This is a genomic window from Streptomyces sp. NPDC050145 (assembly GCF_044460245.1).
In the GTDB taxonomy this organism is placed as follows: domain Bacteria; phylum Actinomycetota; class Actinomycetes; order Streptomycetales; family Streptomycetaceae; genus Streptomyces.
Genome location: NZ_JBITJS010000002.1, coordinates 447,534 through 465,968, shown reverse-complemented (window position 1 = coordinate 465,968; position 18,435 = coordinate 447,534). Strand labels below are relative to the sequence as shown.

Below are 18,435 nucleotides of genomic sequence, written 5' to 3'. Positions count from 1 at the left end.
TCAGCGGCGGCGGCGCAGGGCGCGGCCGACGACGATCACGGAGGCGACGACGAGGGCGGCGGCGGGGGCCGCCCAGCGCAGGGTGGCGCTCGCGGCGGCGCCCTCCGGGCCGGGGACCGGGGCGTAGCGGCCGCGCGGCGGGGCGTGGTCGACCTCCTCGGCGCTGCGGCCGATCATCGTGCGGCGGGCGTGCGCGGCGGTGGGCTCCGGCGGGAGCTCGCCGTTCTCGAAATCGCCCTCGTAGTCGCCCTGGAAGTCGGTCTCGGGGCCGAGCGAGGAGGGCGGCACCTCGGTGTCGTACACGGACACGGTCTCCGGCTCGGCCGCGCCGTCCTGCGCGTCCGCGTCCTCGGCCTCGTCGATGTCCCCGGCGTCGTCCGCGTCGGCGTCCTCGTCCTCCGGCTCCTCCGCGCCCAGGTCCTGGCTCTCCGTGCCGAGGTGCTCCGCGAAGCGGCCGAGCAGGCGCCGGGCGGCGGAGGTCACGGCGTCCTCGTCCAGCTCGGCCACGCGGCCGTCGCCGGTACCGGTGCCGGTGAACGTGACGCGGGAGCCGCCGTCCGACGCGGCGACCCGGACCGTCAGCTCGAAGGCGACGGCGCCGGTGCCGCGGGCCTCCGTGCCGTCGCCGGTCAGCGTGAACGAGCCGTCCGGGGTCTCGGTGACCTGGACGGCGCCGCGGTACGTGATGGCGGTCCCGCCGATGCGCACCTTGAGCCGGCCGCCGTCGCCGGAGGCGTCCCGCTGGAACCCGGGCAGGGCCCGGGCCACGCGGAGGGGGTCGCAGAGCACCGCCCTCAGGGACTCCGCCGGGACCGGAACGAACACCTCATGCTCCATGCCGCCCGAGCCTAGCGACGCCGTCGGGAACGTGTCTCCCTCTTCGCCGCCGCGGGTCCCGGTTTCATCGGGGTCCGCGGGCCGGTGGGGCTTCTCGCGCAGTTCCCCGCGCCCCTGAAAGGCTTGCGGCTTCGCCGCTCAGCCTTTCATCGATGAGGTGCGCCCGAAGGGCATGCACCTCAGGGCGCGGGGCTGTACCCGATCAGCGACTCCGTCGCGGGGCGCGACCACCGGGCCCCTGGGGCGCACGAAGTGTGCCTTCAGGGGCGCGGGGAACTGCGCGACCAGCCACGACGGCGCGGCAGACGAACGACCGCTTCGCGAGGCAATCACCTCAGGGGCGCGGGGAACTGCGCGAGAAGCCCCCACCGGACCCGCACCCGCGACCCCGCCCCGGGCGGCTAGCCCATGCGCGCTAATAGCGCGGATGCACGAGCGTCGACGGGGCCCGGCCGAGATCGATCGCGGCCGCGCCGGCACCCCGCAGCCGAGGCGTGACCCCCTTCCCCCCGACGACATAGCCGGGCCCGTACCCCACGACCCGGAAATCGGCCCCCCGCACGGTCGAGGCGACCGTCCCCCCGCCCCGCACCACCACCCGGCCCCCGTCCCCGAGCACCCGCCCGACCAGCCCGTAGAACTCCTCGGAGTACAACTTCGCGCTGTCCACGGAGAGCGCCGGATCCGGCAGATCGGAGACCACGAGGTCGTACCGCTCACCCCGCGCGGCAGCGCCCCGCACCCGCGCGAACACGTCCCCGGTGGACACCCGCACCCGGGAATCGGAGAACGCCCGCCCGTTCAGCGCCACGAGCCCCGGGTCCGTCCGGGCCAGCCGCACCACCGCGGGGTCCGTGTCGACGACGTCCACCCGCCGCACCCCGCTCCCGCCCGCGCGGAGCACCTCCCCCGCCGCCACCCCGTCCCCGCCTCCGAGCACGAGGACCCGCCCGTGCGGCCCGCCCCCGAGCGCGGGCCGTACGAGCCGGGCGGCGCGGCGCCGGGCGTCCGGCCCGCCCGCCCGCAGCCGCCCGTCGAGGTAGAGCCCCGGCGTCCGGCCGGGGTCTCCGGTGAGGACGATCTCCTGCTCCGCACTCTGCTCGGCGACCCGCACGGGCGCCCCGAACAGCGCCTCGCGCGCCGCCCGCTCGAACGCGTCGACCTGGACCCAGGCGAAGGCCAGAACGGCGAGGACCGTCGCGTTGGCCACGAGGAGGAGGCGGCGGCCGCGCGGGCTGAGGTCGCGCCGGAACAGGCCGAGGACGAGGGCGCCGCCCGCCACCGCGTTGACCACCCCCGTGAGGAGGGCGCCGGTGAGCTGGCCGAGCATCGGCAGGAGCAGGAACGGGAAGGCGAGCCCCCCGACGAGCGCGCCCACGTAGTCGGCGGCGAACAGGTCGGCGACGGCGCCGCCGGGGTCCTGTCTGCGGATCCGCTGGATGAGCACCATGAGCAGCGGCACCTCGGCGCCGATCAGCACCCCGATCGCGAGGGAGAAGCCGACGAGCAGGAAGCGCGGGCCGTCCCGCCAGGCCCCGCCCCAGTCACCGGTCCACGCGAAGACCGCGTACAGGGCCATCGCGCTGCATCCGCCGACGAGCGCGAGGACGGCCTCGACCATGCCGAAGCCGGCGGCCGCCCGGTAGCGCAGCCGTTTGGCGGCGAGCGAGCCGATGCCCATGGCGAAGACCATGACGGACAGCACGACGGAGGCCTGGGTGACCGAGTCGCCCATCAAGTACGAGGCGAGCGCCACCAGTTCCAGCTCGTAGACGAGTCCGCAGGCCGCGCACACGAAGACGCCGACGAGGACCAGGAACCGGCCCGTGCCGGGCTTCACCGGCAGCGGGGCACGCTCCGGCGCGCCCAGGGGCCGGGGCGTCCCGGCGCCCCCGGGCGGGGCGGGCGCGTGCGGTTCGATCACCCCTGGAACGCTACGTCACCGCATGACCGCACCCTGTCACCCACACGTGTGGAACAGGGGCCGGGACGCATACCCCGCACCGGGCCGCTGACCTAAGCCATCGCGGCGGCGGGGACGCGGACGCCGACCCGGCTCCGGGTGGCGACGAGTTGACCGTCCTGCGGGTAGGCGTGCCAGGTGCGCCAGTGCACCTGGCCCTCGTGGCGGTGGGCGAGCATCGCCGTGAAGGCGTGCGGACTGCCCGGGAAGACGCCCGCGAGCCCGTTCGGATGGTCGGCGACGAGGGCGAGCAGTTCCTGGGCGCGGCCCGCGAACTGCCCTTCCGTCAGATGTTCGACCCGGGCGGCGAATTCGTACTCCCAGTCGCCCACCCGCTTGGCGACGCCGAGCGGGAGCGGGGTGCTGCTGCCGGGCATACAGGCGACGGTCTCCGAGCAGGAGCCGCTCTCCTCCTCGAGGAGCACCTGGTGAGAGGCGCCGAGAAGACGCAACTGCATCTTCGCGCCCGCGAGTTCGATGTCGAGTGTGGCGAGCGCGGGAAGCGGCTCGCGCCCGAGTGTCCAGGCCAGGTCGGCCGCACTGGTGTCGGAGTAGGCGGTGTTCAAGGTCGTGAGCATGGGTCGGCTCCGCTAGCACGCAAAGGGAGATGGGGCCGGCTACGTCAAAGGGACCGGCTCGTGCCCACGCGAACGCGATGAGTACGTAGTACGAGGGCTGAGTTGACGCTTAAAGGGAATCATGGGCGGACCCGACCTCACAGCGTTTTTACCCAACTTTCGGAGGGTTTCCATCCCCTCGGGCGCCGTGCAGTTCAACTGTTCAACTTTCCGTGCGACCTTTCGCGCCCGGCGCACCACCTCCGGGTACATGACCGGACGGATGTCCGAGTCGCCGCTGGTCCAGACGTGCGTACGTGCACGTGTGCGGCCCACCCGGACACCACTGCCCCGTGTCAGTGGTCCCCGCGTGAGCCGCACCCACCGGGCCGGCGTCAGCTGCCGCCGCCGCACCCGCCCCCGCCGCCGCACGACGAGCCGCCGCCACCGCAGGAGGAGCTGCTGCCACCGCAGGAGGAGGAACTGCCGCACGAGTGGCCGTGGTGCCCGGACGAACCGGAGGACGACGAGGAGCAGGAGCTCCCCACGGACGAGTTCCCGCCGCCCGCCCACCAGCTGTTGCTGTTGCTGCTGCTGCGCCGCGAGCCACGGGCGCCGCTCTTCTTCAAAGACGTGCGCTGCGGCTTGCTGCCGCCCGCACGCGCCGTACCGATCACGATGGCGACGACCACCGCGACGAAGACCACGATGACGACTGCTTCCATCACCGGCCCCCTTTCCGTTCCCCCGAACCCCTCGGAATCCCCGTGATCCCCGAGGGCCGCCGCTACCGGCGTGACAGGGGGATTCCCGCACCCGCCCGAAGCCAAAGCAGAGTTGAGGAAGTCCAGAGGTTCGGCGCAGGATGGCCCGCATGACCTCCAGCGCGCGCCCTCTGCTGAACCGCCGTCTCGCCGAGTTCGGGACCACGATCTTCGCGGAGATGTCCGCGCTGGCCGTGCGCACCGGCGCCATCAACCTGGGGCAGGGCTTCCCCGACACCGACGGACCCGAGCAGGTACGGGAGGCCGCGGTGCGGGCGCTGCGCGACGGGCGGGGCAACCAGTACCCGCCGGGCCCCGGGATCCCCGAGCTGCGCACCGCGATCGCGGACCACCAGCGGCGCCGCTACGGCCTGGAGTTCGACCCGGACACCGAGGTGCTCGTCACCGCCGGCGCGACCGAGGCCATCGCCGCCTCGCTGCTCGCCCTGGTCGAGCCCGGCGACGAGGTCGTCGCCCTGGAGCCGTACTACGACTCGTACGCGGCGAGCATCGCGCTCGCGGGCGGCACCCGGGTCCCGGTGACCCTGCGCCCGCACGAGGGATCGTTCCGCCTCGACCTCGACGAGCTGCGCGCCGCGATCACGCCCCGCACCCGGCTCCTCCTGATCAACACCCCGCACAACCCGACCGGCACCGTCCTGACCCGCGCCGAGCTGACCGCCGTCGCCGAGCTCGCCGTGGAGCGGGACCTGCTCGTCGTCACGGACGAGGTGTACGAGCACCTGACCTACGACGACGCCGAGCACGTGCCGCTCGCCACGCTGCCCGGGATGCGCGGGCGGACCGTGACGATCGGGTCGAGCGGCAAGACGTTCTCGTTCACGGGCTGGAAGGTCGGCTGGGTGACCGCGGCGCCGGAGCTGGTCACGGCGGTCCGCTCGGCCAAGCAGTTCCTCACCTACGTCTCGGCGGGCCCCTTCCAGTACGCGATCGCCGAGGCGCTGGCCCTGCCGGACTCCTACTTCGAGGAGTTCCGCGCCTCGATGACCGCCAAGCGGGACCTGCTCGCGGCCGGTCTCACGGACGCGGGCTTCACCGTCTTCCGCCCCCAGGGCACCTACTTCATCACCACCGACATCCGCCCCCTGGGCTTCGACGACGGCTTCGCGTTCTGCCGCGCCCTGCCCGAGCGCTGCGGCGTCGTCGCCATCCCGAACGCCGTCTTCTACGACGACCGCACGGCCGGCGCCCCCTTCGTCCGCTTCGCCTTCTGCAAGCGGGACGAGGTCCTGAGCGATGCGGTGACCCGCCTCAAGGCGTAGCCGGGAGAGCCACCCGGAAGATCCGTCCGGAGGAGCCCGTCCCGGAGGCTTGTCACGCCGCCGCGCCGCGTCACCCGCGCGGCCCACCCGATCCGGGCCGAGCTGGGTCCGGGCGGAGGCGTTCGGGTGGCGCGGGGCCCCGGCGCCGCTCAGGGTGCGGTGGTGTGACTCAGCAGCAGTGCGCGCCGGTGGCCGGGGAGCGGGACCGGGCGCCCGTCCCCGTGTCGCGCCGCATCCGTCCCCCGCGGCGCCCCTCCCCCGCCCTGACCGCGCTCGGCCTGTTCGCCGCGGCCCGGCTCACCGGAGCCACGGCCGTCGCGCTCGCGGCCTGGCTCGGCGGGCAGCGGCCGCTCGGCGTGCTCGGCCGCACCTGGGACTCCCTCTGGTACCTGGGGATCGCCGCGCACGGCTACGGCGCCCGCACCCTGCGCTTCGGACCCGACATCGTCCAGAGCGACCTCGCGTTCTTCCCGCTCTACCCCGCGCTGATCCGCGCCCTGCGCACCCTGCTGCCGTTCCTGTCCGGCGGCGCCTGCGGACTGCTCCTCGCCTGGGCCGCCGCGCTCGCCGCCGCCCTCGGCATCCACCGCGTCGCCGCCCACCTGTACGGCCCGGCCACCGCGACGCTCCTGGTCGTCGTCTGGGGCCTGCTGCCGCACGCGGTCGTGCTCTCCCTCGGCTACACGGAACCGGTGCTGACCGCGCTGGCCGCCTGGGCGCTGTACGCGACCCTGAACCGGAACTGGCTGTGGGCCGGCTCCCTCGCCGCCCTCGCCGGGCTGGCCCGGCCCAACGGCTGCGCGGTCGCCGCCGCCGTCCTCGCCGCGGCCCTGCTCGAAGCGGTCCGCCGGCGCGGGCGCGTCACCCCCGGGCTGTGGACGGGCGCGCTGCTCGCGCCGGCGGGCTGGGCCGCGTACGTGCTGTGGGTCGGGGTGCGCACCGGTGATCCGCTCGGCGGCTACTTCACCGTGCAGCGGCGCTGGGGCTCGACCTTCGACCTCGGGGCGGGCGCGGCCCGCACGGTGAAGGGGCTGCTGCTGCACGGGGACCGGTTCGCCGTCCCCAGGACGCTGACCCTGCTGCTCGTCGCGGCCGCCGTCCTGCTCTACGTGCTCCTGCTGCTGGACCGCGCCCCGCTCCCGCTGCTCGTCTACAGCGGGGTCCTGCTGCTCGTCGCGGTCGGCGGATCCGGCTTCTTCGAGTCCAAGCCGCGCTTCCTGCTGCCCGCGTTCCCGCTGCTGCTGCCGGTCGCGGCCGCCCTGGCCCGGACATGGAGAACCCGGCCCGCGCAGGCCCTCACGGTCCTTGGCGCACTGGCCGGGTTCTCGACGGCGTACGGGGCGTATCTCGTCGTCTACGCGCACACCCCGCTGTAGCCGGGTCCTGCCTCGGTACTACTCCGAGTCGTCCTCGGGCTTCTCGTCCTCGGCCGAGTCGACCTCGGCCTCCAGGCCGAGCTGCTCCACGAGCCAGCGGTCGAACTCGATCGCGGCGCGGACCCAGCTGACGGTCGACGACACGAAGTGCTCCAGGGAGACACCGGTGCCGATCAGCATCTGGGCCTCGCCGATGAGGCGGACCTGGCCGTCGTCGTGGGTGTGGCTGTAGACCTTCGGCCACAGCGTCCGGCGGTTCCAGTCGTCGATGGACTCCAGGAGCTGCGGCTTGGACTCGATGCTGTGCGGGCGGTCGTAGAACGTCCGCACCGAGAAGACCTGCTGGTCGTCCTCGCCGCGGAACATGAAGTAGGTGCGGAACTCCTCCCACGGCGCGGCGAGGTCACCCTCTTCGTCGAGGACGTACTTGAGCTCCATCTGGTCGAGCAGCTGCTTGACCAGGTCCTGGTCGGGGATGACGGGGCCCGACGGTCCCGCCCCCTGGGGATCGGGCTGCGCCCCGAAGTTCGGAATCGAGGACGGGTCGATGCTCATGTCTGTCCCTTCGTATGGATACAACTCATCCTCTCTCAGAGGGACCCCCTCGGGGCAAGCCCGGCCTGCCGCCGACCGTGTCCTGTTCGCTCCCAGCTGCGAGACGGGGAAATGCGACCCGAAGGGTCTGCATTTCAGGGGCGCGGGGAACTGCGCGAGAAGCCCCACCGGGCCGCGGCCGGAAAACGACCGCGACCCGGCAGGCGCACACCCGGCTCCTACAGCGACTTCCCCGTCGCGGGCCCCACGATCAACCCGTCGCCGAAGGCATCAACCCGCACCGTGTCCCCGTCCGTGACCTCCCCGGACAGAATCTCCCGGGCGAGCCGGTCACCGATCGACGTCTGGACGAGACGCCGCAGCGGCCGCGCCCCGTAGGCCGGGTCGTTGCCCTCCTGCGCCAGCCAGTCCAGCGCGGCGTCGGAGACCTCGAGCGTGAGCTGCCGCTCGGCGAGCCGCTTGGCGAGCCGGTCGATCTGCAGCCCGGCGATGCGCCGCAGCTCGTCCTTCTCCAGCGCGGAGAAGACGACCAGGTCGTCGAGCCGGTTCAGGAATTCCGGCTTGAAGGAGGCCCGGACGACGTCCAGGACCTGCCGCTTCTTCTCCTCGGCGGAGGTCAGCGGCTCGACGAGGTACTGACTGCCCAGGTTGGACGTGAGGATCAGGATCGTGTTGCGGAAGTCGACCGTGCGGCCCTGCCCGTCGGTGAGCCGCCCGTCGTCGAGCACCTGGAGCAGCACGTCGAAGACCTCGGGGTGCGCCTTCTCGACCTCGTCGAGCAGCACCACGCTGTACGGGCGCCGCCGCACCGCCTCGGTGAGCTGGCCGCCCTCCTCGTAGCCGACGTAACCGGGGGGCGCTCCGACGAGCCGTGCCACGGAGTGCTTCTCGCCGTACTCGCTCATGTCGATGCGGACCATCGCCCGCTCGTCGTCGAAGAGGAAGTCCGCGAGCGCCTTGGCCAGCTCGGTCTTGCCGACGCCGGTGGGGCCGAGGAAGAGGAAGGAGCCGGTGGGCCGGTCCGGGTCGGCGATGCCCGCGCGGGTGCGCCGGACCGCGTCCGACACGGCCCGTACGGCCTCGCTCTGCCCGATGAGCCGCTTGCCGAGCTCGTCCTCCATGCGGAGCAGCTTCTGCGTCTCGCCCTCCAGGAGGCGCCCGGCGGGGATGCCGGTCCAGGATCCGACGACGTCCGCGATGTCGTCCGGCCCGACCTCCTCCTTCACCATGAGGTCGCGGGTGGAGTCGGCCTTGGAGGCCTCCTCCTCGGCCTCGGACGCGGCCTCCAGGTCGCGCTCCAGGGTCGGGATCTCTCCGTAGAGCAGCTTGCTGGCCGTGTCGAAGTCGCCGTCGCGCTGGGCGCGCTCGGCCTGGCCGCGCAGCTCGTCGAGCTTCTCCTTCAGCTCACCGACGCGGTTGAGGGACTGCTTCTCCTTCTCCCAGCGGGCGGTGAGGCCGCGCAGCTCCTCCTCCTTGTCGGCGAGGTCGCGGCGCAGCTTGTCGAGGCGCTGCTTGCTGGCCGGGTCGGTCTCCTTGCTGAGCGCGAGCTCCTCCATGCGCAGCCGGTCGACGGAGCGCTGCAGCTCGTCGATCTCGACGGGCGAGGAGTCGATCTCCATCCGGAGCCGGGACGCGGCCTCGTCGACGAGGTCGATGGCCTTGTCGGGCAGGAAGCGGGAGGTGATGTACCGGTCGGAGAGGGTCGCGGCGGCGACGAGGGCGCTGTCGGCGATCTGCACCTTGTGGTGCGCCTCGTAGCGTCCCTTGAGTCCGCGCAGGATCGCGATGGAGTCCTCGACGGACGGCTCGGCGACCAGGACCTGCTGGAAGCGGCGCTCCAGGGCGGGGTCCTTCTCGATGCGCTCGCGGTACTCGTCGAGGGTGGTCGCGCCGACCATGCGCAGCTCGCCGCGGGCGAGCATGGGCTTCAGCATGTTCCCCGCGTCCATGGCGGAGTCGCCGCCGGCGCCCGCGCCGACGACGGTGTGCAGCTCGTCGATGAACGTGATGATCTGGCCGTCGCTCTCCTTGATCTCGGAGAGGACGGTCTTGAGCCGCTCCTCGAACTCGCCGCGGTACTTGGCTCCGGCGACCATCGCGCCGAGGTCCAGCGAGACGAGCCGCTTGTTCTTGAGGGACTCCGGGACGTCGCCCTTCACGATGCGCTGGGCGAGGCCCTCGACGACGGCGGTCTTGCCGACGCCGGGCTCGCCGATGAGCACCGGGTTGTTCTTCGTACGGCGCGAGAGCACCTGCACCACGCGGCGGATCTCCTGGTCGCGGCCGATGACCGGGTCGAGCCGGCCCTCTCGCGCGGCGGCGGTGAAGTCGGTGCCGAACTTCTCCAGGGCCTTGTACGAGCCCTCCGGGTCGGGTGTCGTCACCCGGCGTCCTCCCCTGCTCTTAGCGAACGCCTCGGCCAGCGCCTTCGCACCGGCCCCGTTCTGGATCAGTACGTCACCGGTCGCGCCGCCCTTCGCGGCGGTCCCGATCAGCAGATGTTCGGTGGAGAGGAACTCGTCGCCCAGCTCCTGGGCCCGCTCCGCCGCGTCGGCGATGACCGCGAGCAGCTCGCGGTTGGGCTGCGGGGGCGCGACCGTCGAGCCGGTCACGCTGGGCAGGCCCGCGAGCACGCGCTCGGCGCCGGCCCGCACGGCGGCCTGGTCGGCCTCGACGGCGGCCAGCAGATCGACGATGTTCTCGTTGTCCTGCCCCTCCAGCAGGGCAAGCAGCAGATGCGCCGGGGTCAGATCCGGGTGTCCCCCGGACACGGCCCGGCTGGTGGCCGCGTTGATCGCGTCACGGCTCCGGTTCGTCAGCTCGGCGTCCACGTACTCGTTCTCCTCCACGTCCGACCCCGTCCGGGGCCCACCTACGACAACTCTGACTTATTCAGCGTACACAAAGTTGAGTCTATTCCGCTCAAGGTAAAGCACGGGGGTGCCCCGGGATAGGTTCCGGGGCATGGCGAAGCGCATCGACCTGGACGATCCGGCGCAGGCCTTCCTGGACTTCTGGCGGGAACGGCACCTGTGCACCCTCACGACCCTGCGCGCGGACGGCACCCCGCACGTCGTCCCGGTCGGCGTGACCTACGACGCCGAGCACCGGGTGGCCCGGGTGATCACGGGCAGGGGCACGCGCAAGGCGGCTCACGTACTGGCGGCGGCGGGCACGGCCCGGGTGGCGGTCTGCCAGGTGGACGGCCGGCGCTGGGCGACGCTCGAGGGGACGGCCACGGTGCGCGCGGACCGGGAGAGCGTCGCGGACGCGGAGCGGCGGTACGCGGAGCGGTACACGCGCACGCCCCGGCCCAATCCGGAACGGATCGTGATCGAGATCGCGGTGACCCGCGCGACGGGCAACGGCGTCTTCGACGACTGAGCGGCGCCGTGGCGTGCCGCGGCGGTCCGGGTACGAAAACTGCAGCGGCGCCACCGTGGTTCAGGTTCCACGGTGACGCCGCTGCGGGGGGAAGCACCTGCGCGATCTACAACGACGGGGGAATCGCGTCAGGCACTGCGGGGGGTGGCTGTGGTTCCGGTCGCCTCGCCGACCAGCTGGTGGTCCCGCTGGTCGAGGTTGACGAAGATCATTCCGTACCGGACGACGGTCCGCACCGGCTGGGGGGCTCCGCGCGGACGACGCAGACACCGATAGGCCCGGATGTCGTCGTCATCGTCCCGCGCCACGACGATCGGCTCCCCGAACAGGGTGACCATGAGCGAGTCACCCGGATTCGGGATCGCCGTCACGAGATCGACCGTGTGCCAACCGGACCGGTAGGCGATCGCCATCTCGCGGCGCAGGGATTTGTCGTCAGGTGGCGTGATCACGCGCCCGGACCGTTCCAGCCGAGGTCCTGGGGGGCGACGTTCCATCCGAGGTCCGGAGGGGCCACGGAGGAGCCTTCGGTCGTCGTGGGGCTGCTGTTCCAGCCAAGATCCGGCGGGGTCGCCGCCACGGTGCTCGCCGGGCTCGCGTTCCACCCGAGATCGAGACCGCTCGCGACACTGGCGGCCAGCCCGGCGGAAAAGGCGGCGATCACCACCGAGCGAAGCATGCGCTTCAACATAGTCGGCTTCGTCCTCACTTGGTCGGTTCCTCTCCCCCGGCTGTACCAAGACGATGTCTCAATCCGGCACGTCAAAGCCACAGGGTCGATGCATCATGTTCCTGCACGTTCAGGACCCTGGGGGGTGGAGATTGTTCTCAATAGGTACGAAACCGACACATCCGCATCCCTCGACCCCGCTCTGCGACGAGGGGGCGCGGCTCTACGCCCTCGCCCTGGCCGAGGGACGCCTCGCGCGCGCGACCGCCGAGGACGCGCCGTGCCTGCTCGCCTCCGCCCTGCTGCACCCGGATCCGGACGACGCGAGCCGGCTCCTCCCGGTTCCGCCCAACGCCGCACTGGCCCAGTGGCTGACACCGCTGGAGCGCGAGATACAGGAGCGGCGCAAGACCGCCGTGGCCCTGACAGAACTCTTCGAGCCGTTCATGGCCATCACCGCACGAGCAGAACCGGCCACTCACGCCATCACGGTCCTGGAGGGTGACGCCCGGATCAACGCGGGCATCGAACAGCTCACCTCGGAGTGCAAGTTCGAGGTGCTCACCGTGCAGCCAGGCGGCGGCCGCAGCGAGAACACCCTGAACGTGGCCCTCAAGCGCGGCCAGACCGTCCTGGACCGCGGCGTCGCCATGCGGACCATCTACCAGCACACCGTGCGCCACAGCCAGGGCACGCTCGCCTACGCGGCCCGGATCAACCGCAAGAACGTACAGATACGCACGCTCGAGGAACTCATCGACCGCCTGATGATCTTCGACCGCACCGTCGCGCTGATCCCGGTCGGCGAGGACCGCCAGGTCGCCCTCGAACTGCGCCACCCCGGACTCGTCGAGTACCTCACCAAGGTCTTCGAGGACCTCTGGCGCCGCGCCACCCCCCTCCTCGACGAGCCGCCGTACCCGCCGGCCACCGACGGCATCACCGGCGTCCAGCGCTCCATCGCCAAACTGCTGATCGAGGGCCATGTCGACGAGGCCATCGCCCGCCGCCTCGGGATGAACGTCCGCACCTGCCGCGCCCACATCGCGAAGATCGCGGCCGCTCTCGGCAGCGGGAGCCGGGCCCAGCTCGGCTTCCTGATCGCCCGGTCGGGGATCCTGGACCACGAACCGGACCCGAGCAGAGAGAGCGACGCGTGACCGCCAAGCCCCACCCGCACGGAGCCGAGGAGTTCTGCGAGGAAGGCTCGCGGCTCTACGCGCACGCGCTGCACTGGGGCCGGCTGCGCAGGTCCGACGCGGCCGCCGCGCCCTGCCTCGCCGAACTCGGACTCCTGCGGCCCGACCCCGGCGACGCCGACTGGCTGCGCCCCGTGGCCCCCGCCGTCGCCCTGCCCGCCCTCCTGAACAGCATCGAGGACGAGATAGCGCAGCGCCGCGACCGCGAGGCCCGGCTCGCCGCCGCCTTCGCCCCGCTCATGGAGCTGGACGCCCGCCGCGCCGCCGTCCCCGACTCCCCGATGATCTCCATCCACATGGGCTTCCAGCGGATCAACGCGGCCATCGCCGAAGCCATGCGCGGCGCCTCACAGGAACTGCTCACCATCCAGCCCGGCGGCTTCCGGCCACCCGACCAGCTGGCCCAGGTCCTCCCCCGTGAGCAGGAACTGCTCACCCGCGGCTGCCACATGCGGACCCTCTACCAGCACGCCTCACGCCACTCACCGGCCGTACGCGCCCACTACGAGCAGCTCGACGGCCGCGTGGAGGTCCGCACCCTCGACGAGGTCACCGAGCGCCTCGTCCTCCTGGACCGCTCCGTCGCGTTCATCCCCGCCAGCACCGACCGGACCGTCGCCCTGGAGATCCGCCACCCGGCCCTGATCTCCTACCTGGTCACCACCTTCGAGCGGCTGTGGCGCCTGGCCACGCCCATGCACCCCGCGACCACCCCGGGCCCCGCCCCGCACAGCGACCCGACGAACCGCCAGCGGACCATCGCCGCGCTGCTCATCGAAGGGCACACGGACGCCGTCATCGCCGAGCGGCTCGGCGTCAACATCCGCACGGTCCGGCTCCACATCGCCAAACTGGCGGCCGCGCTGGGCAGCGAGAGCCGCGCCCAGCTCGGCTACCGGATCGCCGAGTCGGGGATCCTGCACAACGCCGAGTGAGACGCGGCGCCCGGCTCCCTCCCCCGGCCCGGACTACTTGGTCAGCCCCGCCTCCGCGCAGGCCGCCGCGTACTTCCCCGTGCAGATCTCGGACACCTTGAAGAACTTGTCCTTGATCACCGTGGACTTGATGTTGTCCCGCTTCAGCGCCACGACACTCACGCTCGCCGTGCGGATCTGCTTCGTCGTCGGACTGTTCGTACGGTCCGCCGCGAGCGCCTCGAACTCGATCGTGCGGCCCTGAGCGATCCGCACCGCCATCTCGGCGGCCGTCGCGGCCTCCTTGGCGTACGGCTTGTAGACGCTCATGTACTGGTCGCCGGTGAGGATCCGCTGCACCGCCGCGAGCTCCGCGTCCTGCCCGGTGATGGGCGGCATCTTCGTCACGCCGGCCTCGCGCAGCGCCTCGACGACCCCCGCGGCCATGCCGTCGTTCGCCGAGTACACGCCCGCGATGCGGCTCGCGCCGATCGAGGCGATGGCCTGCTTCATCTCCGCCTTGGCGTTCTGCGCCTTCCAGTCGGCGGTGTCGTAGGACTTCGCGACGGTGACCGTGTTCGCCAGCTCGGCGCGCGCGGCCTCCTTGAACTGGGCCGCGTTCGGGTCCGACGGCGCGCCGTTGATCATGACGACCTGGCTGCGCCTGCCCGCGTTCTCGCCGAGCGCGAGGAGGAGTTCCTTGCCCTGGGTCTGGCCGACCAGCTCGTTGTCGAAGCCGACGTACGCGGCGACCGGGCCCTGCGCGAGCCGGTCGTAGGCGATGACGGGGATCCCCGCGTCCTTCGCCTTCTGGACGGACGGGGCGATCGCCTCGGCGTCGACCGGGTCGACGATCAGCGCGTCGACCTTGGCGTCGATCATGCGCTGCAGCTGGCGGCTCTGCTCCTGCGCGTCCTGCTCGGCGTTCGCGTAGACCAGCTCGCCCTGGCCCTCGGTGAGTTCGGCGACCTTGGCCTCGATCCCCGGGTGATCGAACTTCTCGTAGCGGGTCGTCTCCTTCTCCGGCAGGAGCAGACCGATCTTGACATCGTTTCCCTTGTGCGTGGGCTCGCTGCTGCCACCGTCCCCACCGGGCAGCAGACCACCACAGGCCGAGAGCGAGACCAAGAGGACGGATACGACGCCGGTCGTCGTGACGCATCGTATGCGCGTGTTCATGTGCGGATACCTCCCTGACATGGCCGCAGCGGTGCGACCGAGGTGGCTCGAAAGCCAACTCGGCCGCCCACCCAGCGTCAAGAGGTGAAGCCACACTGCAACGAAACCGGGTCCTTAGCTTCCTTTTATGAAGACATATGAAGGCGCGCGGGACCTGCGGGTACGGGCGGGATTCAGACGCCGGCCGGGACCCGGTCGAGGAAGCCGTGGACCGAGCGGATGCGGCCGTCCTCGTCGAGCACCACCACGTCGAAGCCGGCGACCGGAGCGGACCCGTCGGCCTCGGAGACGAGCTCCCAGCCGAAGCGGGCGATGCCGTGGTGCCCGTCGACCGCCCCGAGCGGGCGGAAGAAGAAGCCGGGGAACTGCTCGTGCGCGGCCCCGATGACCGCGGCGACGCCCTCGTGCCCGGCGACGTCCGCGAGCGGGTCGGTGTAGCTGCCGTCCTCGGTCCAGGCGGCGGCGACGGCCTTGGCGCGGGCCTCGGCGCCGCGGGCGTTCCACGCCTCGAAGTACCGGTCGGCGGCGGCCTCGTGGAAGGTACGGCTCTGTGCGGTCATGACGTTCGCCTCCTGCGCATCTCGGATGTCGGGGCCGGAGCCCGAGCGGAGTGCGCCGCCCGGGTTCCGGTGACTTCAGAGTGCCGGGGCGTGGACCGGGGGTCGATTACGTGCCAGGTAATGCGGGCCGACCCTCGTACCCGGTCAGCCCTCGTACTCGGTCAGGTCGATCGCGTACAGCCGCATGCGGTCGGCCTCGCCGGTGAACTCCATGCCGAGCTTGTCCAGCACCTTCGCGGAGGACGTGTCGCCCTCCGCGGTGGCCGCGACGACCCGGTCGATGCCCCGGTCCTGGAGGGCGAACTCCAGCGTCGCCTGGGCGGCCTCCGAGGCGTACCCCTGCCCCCAGAACTGCCGGGCCAGCCGCCACTGGATGCCGATGTGCCCGGCGACCGGCGCCGGGGCGTCCGGCACGTAGAGGCCGACGGCGCCGGCGAGCTCGCCCGATCCGAGCAGCTCGACGGCGAAGATCCCGAAGCCCTCGTCGTCCCACTCCTCCTCCCAGCGCTCGATGTCCTCGGCGGTGTCGTCGAGGGAGCGCGGCGCGCCGTCACCGACGTAGCGCATCACCGCCGCGTCGGCCTGGATCTCGGCGAGCGGGGCGAGGTCCTCGTCGGGCAGCCAGCGGCGCAGGAGGAGGCGAGGGGTACGGATCTCGGTCATGGGCCCAGTATGGGCGGGCCCATGACCGTGCCGCGTGCCGGTCAGCCGCCGGTGGGATACGAGATGTCGTCGACGCGGATCTTCTGGATGTCCGTCGCCGGCGACAGGTTCCCGGCGGAGTCGTACGTGAATGCCCGGTACTCGTAGACGCTTCCGTCCACGGGCAGCGGGTCGCAGACCGAGGCGGTGGCCGTCGTCTGGCGCGGGTCGTAGCCCTTGTGCAGGACGACGGTCCAGGCCTCGGTGCCCGCGAGGCGGCGCTCGACCTGGAAGCCCGCGAAGTCGCGGATCGGGGCGGGGGTCGAGTCGGACGCGGCGACCCACACGCCGGCGTCGCAGCGGTCCAGGGCCAGGTCGGGCGCGTAGTACGGGCCGATCTGGTCCGGGATGTTGAGCCAGACCTCGTTCTCGGCGTACGCGTTGAGCGAGCCGTTGCCCACGTACTCGGTGGTGCCGCCGTCGTTCGTGACGATCACCTTGTACTGGTTGGCCTCACCGTCGGCGACGACCGGGTCGGTCGTCCAGGTGTTGCCCTTGGTGGTGCCGATGGCCACCCACGTGCCGCGCCCGTCGATCATCTCGTTCGACATGACGGTGTAGTGGTCGAAGTGCGCCTCGGTGTTCTGCGTCCACTTCAGGCTGACCCGGCGGGTCGTGGGGTCGTACGCTCCGGTCATCCCGGTCGCCGTCGGGACCGGCCGCACGATGGTGTCGGCCGAGCCGGACGAGGTGTTGCCCGCCTTGTCCTTGGCGCGGACCTCGTAGTAGTACGGCGTCCGGTCGTCGGGGTTGACCAGCGGGTCGGTGTAACTGCGGCCGGTGGTCGTCGACGCGACCTTCGTCCACGAGCTGCCCTCCCGGGCCTCCCTCCGGTACAGGCTGTACCCGGCGAGGTCCATCTCCTTGTTGGCGGCCCAGGAGACGGTCGTGCGGCGCGTGGTGGTGTCGTACGCCGTCTTCACACCGGTCGGCGCGAGCGGCTTCACCGAGTCGTACGTGGCCGAGGTGCGGGGCGCGTACGTGTAGGCGACCTTGGCGGCGCCGGTCCAGTTCACGTAGTCGACGCGCAGGGTGTGCTTGCCCGACGGCACGGTGAGGTTGAGGCTCTTGGAGCGGGCGGTGTCGCCGGTGCCCTGCCAGAGGTCGATCTTGCGGACGCCGTCGAGGTACACCCGCACCCCGTCGGTGGCGGACACGTTGAACGTGAACGGACCGCCGGAACCGAAGTCCCGCGTCACGCTCCACCGCACGCCGAAGTTGTTCGTGGGCACGCCGGTCGCCGGCGAGCCCGTGCCCCAGTTCTGGCTGATGGCGCTGTCGCAGTCGGTCTTCACCGGGGTGCCGGAGAACGTCGTGTTCTTGTAGAAGGACCGCTGGTAGACGTTGGTGGAGCAGGTGGTGGCGGCGGCCGCCTGCGGCGCGACGGCCAGCAGCCCGCCGACCGCGGCGACGGACAGCGCCCCCGCGACAGCGACGGCGCCGGTTCTCTTCTTGTGCAACGGGATCCTCTCGGCCTCTCGGACGAGGCATGAAGAAAAAAGGGTGGGGAGCGGCGTATCGGCTTCATGACCCCTGACCTGGCCGGAAGGTTGTACGAAGCCCGTACACCCGCCGTACAACCAAGCGAACCCTCCATGTGTCTTCTCCACACCCGGACGAAGATCCGGACCGACATGCCTGTCATGCCTGTCATCCCTGTCCTGCCTGGAGAACCATGCGAATCCGTACGGCCGCCACCGTCGCGGGCGGCGCCCTCGTGCTGCTCCCGTTCCTCACGCCCACCGCTCAGGCGGACACCCACAAGGGCGACACGACGTTCACCTCGGTCACGTTCAGCAAGTCGACCGTGAACGTCGGCGTCAGCGCGACCCAGTACCTGACGGTCACGGCGACCGCCAAGGACGGCTCCGGGATCAAGGGCATCTACGGCGGCAAGCTGGTCAGCCCCGCGGGCCGCATCGCGTTCCCCTACTCCGCGTCCTGCACCCGCCCCACGTCCACGACGATGAAGTGCGCCTGGAAGTACTCCTTCGACGCGAACGCCTCCGACGACTACGCGGACCTGCGCAACGCCGACGCGGGCACCTGGCACCTGGATGCCGAGGCGGCCGCCACCGACCAGGACTTCTACACCCTGGACACCAGCAGGACGGTCAAGATCAAGCGGTACGCGAAGCTGACCGCCACGCAGGCCACCCCCGAGCCGGTCGTCAAGGGCCGCACCCTGACGGTGACCGGCACCCTGACCCGCGCCAGCTGGGACTCCAACGCCTACTGGGGCTTCGCCGGCAAGTCCGTCGCCCTCCAGTTCAAGAAGTCCGGCACCTCGACCTACACCACCCTCAAGTCCGCCACCACGGACAGCGCGGGCAAGCTGAAGACGACGATCACGGCGAACGCGTCCGGCACGTGGCGCTGGAAGTTCGCGGGCTCCGGCACGACGAGCCCGGTGACGGCCACGGGGGACAGCGTGGCGCTGAAGTAACGGTGCCGGGATTCGACCGTCCCCGGCCCCGGCGACCGGGATTTCG

Annotated in this window: 18 protein-coding genes; 6 read left to right on the top strand and 12 right to left on the bottom strand. The window is 71.7% G+C overall.

Going from position 1 to position 18,435, the window contains the following annotated elements; all coding sequences use genetic code 11:
- The 4 genes from ACIBTU_RS05660 to ACIBTU_RS05645 all read right to left on the bottom strand — a co-directional run bounded on the left by ACIBTU_RS05660 (position 1) and on the right by ACIBTU_RS05645 (position 4,082).
- Complete coding sequence (locus ACIBTU_RS05660) at positions 1-837, bottom strand: SRPBCC family protein (RefSeq protein ID WP_399124611.1); 837 nt, start codon at positions 835-837, stop codon at positions 1-3.
- 415 nt (positions 838-1,252) lie between these two features.
- Entirely contained in the window at positions 1,253-2,761 is a 1,509-nt protein-coding gene (locus tag ACIBTU_RS05655) for a spermidine synthase (protein WP_399124610.1), read from the bottom strand.
- A gap of 92 nt (positions 2,762-2,853) precedes the next feature.
- Entirely contained in the window at positions 2,854-3,378 is a 525-nt protein-coding gene (locus ACIBTU_RS05650; RefSeq protein ID WP_399124609.1) for a DUF2617 family protein, read from the bottom strand.
- Positions 3,379-3,752: 374 nt separating this feature from the next.
- Positions 3,753-4,082, bottom strand: coding sequence for a hypothetical protein (locus ACIBTU_RS05645; protein WP_399124608.1), 330 nt, complete (start codon positions 4,080-4,082; stop codon positions 3,753-3,755).
- Between the two features lie 140 nt (positions 4,083-4,222).
- Between ACIBTU_RS05645 and ACIBTU_RS05640 the strand changes: the two genes are divergently transcribed.
- Positions 4,223-5,404, top strand: coding sequence for a pyridoxal phosphate-dependent aminotransferase (locus ACIBTU_RS05640; RefSeq protein ID WP_399124607.1), 1,182 nt, complete (start codon positions 4,223-4,225; stop codon positions 5,402-5,404).
- A gap of 221 nt (positions 5,405-5,625) precedes the next feature.
- Positions 5,626-6,780, top strand: a complete 1,155-nt coding sequence (locus ACIBTU_RS05635) for a hypothetical protein (protein ID WP_399124821.1) — start codon at positions 5,626-5,628, stop codon at positions 6,778-6,780.
- 18 nt (positions 6,781-6,798) lie between these two features.
- Here the strand turns inward: ACIBTU_RS05635 and ACIBTU_RS05630 are convergent, their stop codons facing one another.
- Positions 6,799-7,335: a YbjN domain-containing protein gene (locus ACIBTU_RS05630; RefSeq protein ID WP_399124606.1), complete on the bottom strand. Its 537-nt coding sequence runs from the start codon at positions 7,333-7,335 to the stop codon at positions 6,799-6,801.
- Positions 7,336-7,553: 218 nt separating this feature from the next.
- Positions 7,554-10,166: an ATP-dependent chaperone ClpB gene (gene clpB, locus ACIBTU_RS05625; protein ID WP_399124820.1), complete on the bottom strand. Its 2,613-nt coding sequence runs from the start codon at positions 10,164-10,166 to the stop codon at positions 7,554-7,556.
- A gap of 133 nt (positions 10,167-10,299) precedes the next feature.
- Between clpB and ACIBTU_RS05620 the strand changes: the two genes are divergently transcribed.
- Positions 10,300-10,719 (top strand): pyridoxamine 5'-phosphate oxidase family protein, encoded by a 420-nt coding sequence (locus tag ACIBTU_RS05620; protein WP_399124605.1) that lies wholly within the window; start codon positions 10,300-10,302, stop codon positions 10,717-10,719.
- A 128-nt stretch (positions 10,720-10,847) separates the two neighbouring features.
- Here the strand turns inward: ACIBTU_RS05620 and ACIBTU_RS05615 are convergent, their stop codons facing one another.
- Positions 10,848-11,171, bottom strand: a complete 324-nt coding sequence (locus ACIBTU_RS05615; RefSeq protein ID WP_399124604.1) for a hypothetical protein — start codon at positions 11,169-11,171, stop codon at positions 10,848-10,850.
- Positions 11,168-11,398, bottom strand: coding sequence for a hypothetical protein (locus tag ACIBTU_RS05610; protein ID WP_399124603.1), 231 nt, complete (start codon positions 11,396-11,398; stop codon positions 11,168-11,170). Before ACIBTU_RS05610 ends, ACIBTU_RS05615 begins: the two co-directional genes overlap by 4 nt.
- 107 nt (positions 11,399-11,505) lie before the next feature.
- Here ACIBTU_RS05610 and ACIBTU_RS05605 point away from each other — a divergent pair, with 107 nt between their 5' ends.
- Together ACIBTU_RS05605 and ACIBTU_RS05600 are read left to right on the top strand one after the other, a co-directional pair.
- Entirely contained in the window at positions 11,506-12,549 is a 1,044-nt protein-coding gene (locus ACIBTU_RS05605; RefSeq protein ID WP_399124602.1) for a helix-turn-helix transcriptional regulator, read from the top strand.
- Positions 12,546-13,523: a LuxR C-terminal-related transcriptional regulator gene (locus ACIBTU_RS05600; RefSeq protein WP_399124601.1), complete on the top strand. Its 978-nt coding sequence runs from the start codon at positions 12,546-12,548 to the stop codon at positions 13,521-13,523. The genes ACIBTU_RS05605 and ACIBTU_RS05600 overlap by 4 nt, the downstream gene beginning before the upstream one ends.
- A 33-nt stretch (positions 13,524-13,556) precedes the next feature.
- On the opposite strand, the gene ACIBTU_RS05595 is transcribed toward ACIBTU_RS05600, so the two are convergent.
- The 4 genes from ACIBTU_RS05595 to ACIBTU_RS05580 form a co-directional block, all read right to left on the bottom strand.
- On the bottom strand, positions 13,557-14,681 hold the full coding sequence (locus ACIBTU_RS05595) for a sugar ABC transporter substrate-binding protein (RefSeq protein ID WP_399124599.1): 1,125 nt from the start codon (positions 14,679-14,681) through the stop codon (positions 13,557-13,559).
- Between the two features lie 173 nt (positions 14,682-14,854).
- Entirely contained in the window at positions 14,855-15,241 is a 387-nt protein-coding gene (locus tag ACIBTU_RS05590) for a nuclear transport factor 2 family protein (protein WP_399124598.1), read from the bottom strand.
- A 144-nt stretch (positions 15,242-15,385) separates the two neighbouring features.
- Entirely contained in the window at positions 15,386-15,904 is a 519-nt protein-coding gene (locus tag ACIBTU_RS05585; RefSeq protein ID WP_399124597.1) for a GNAT family N-acetyltransferase, read from the bottom strand.
- 41 nt (positions 15,905-15,945) lie between these two features.
- Complete coding sequence (locus ACIBTU_RS05580) at positions 15,946-17,403, bottom strand: fibronectin type III domain-containing protein (RefSeq protein ID WP_399124596.1); 1,458 nt, start codon at positions 17,401-17,403, stop codon at positions 15,946-15,948.
- Between the two features lie 215 nt (positions 17,404-17,618).
- On the opposite strand from ACIBTU_RS05580, the gene ACIBTU_RS05575 reads away from it, so the two are divergent.
- Positions 17,619-18,389, top strand: coding sequence for a calcium-binding protein (locus tag ACIBTU_RS05575; RefSeq protein ID WP_399124595.1), 771 nt, complete (start codon positions 17,619-17,621; stop codon positions 18,387-18,389).
- The last annotated feature ends 46 nt before the right edge of the window (positions 18,390-18,435 follow it).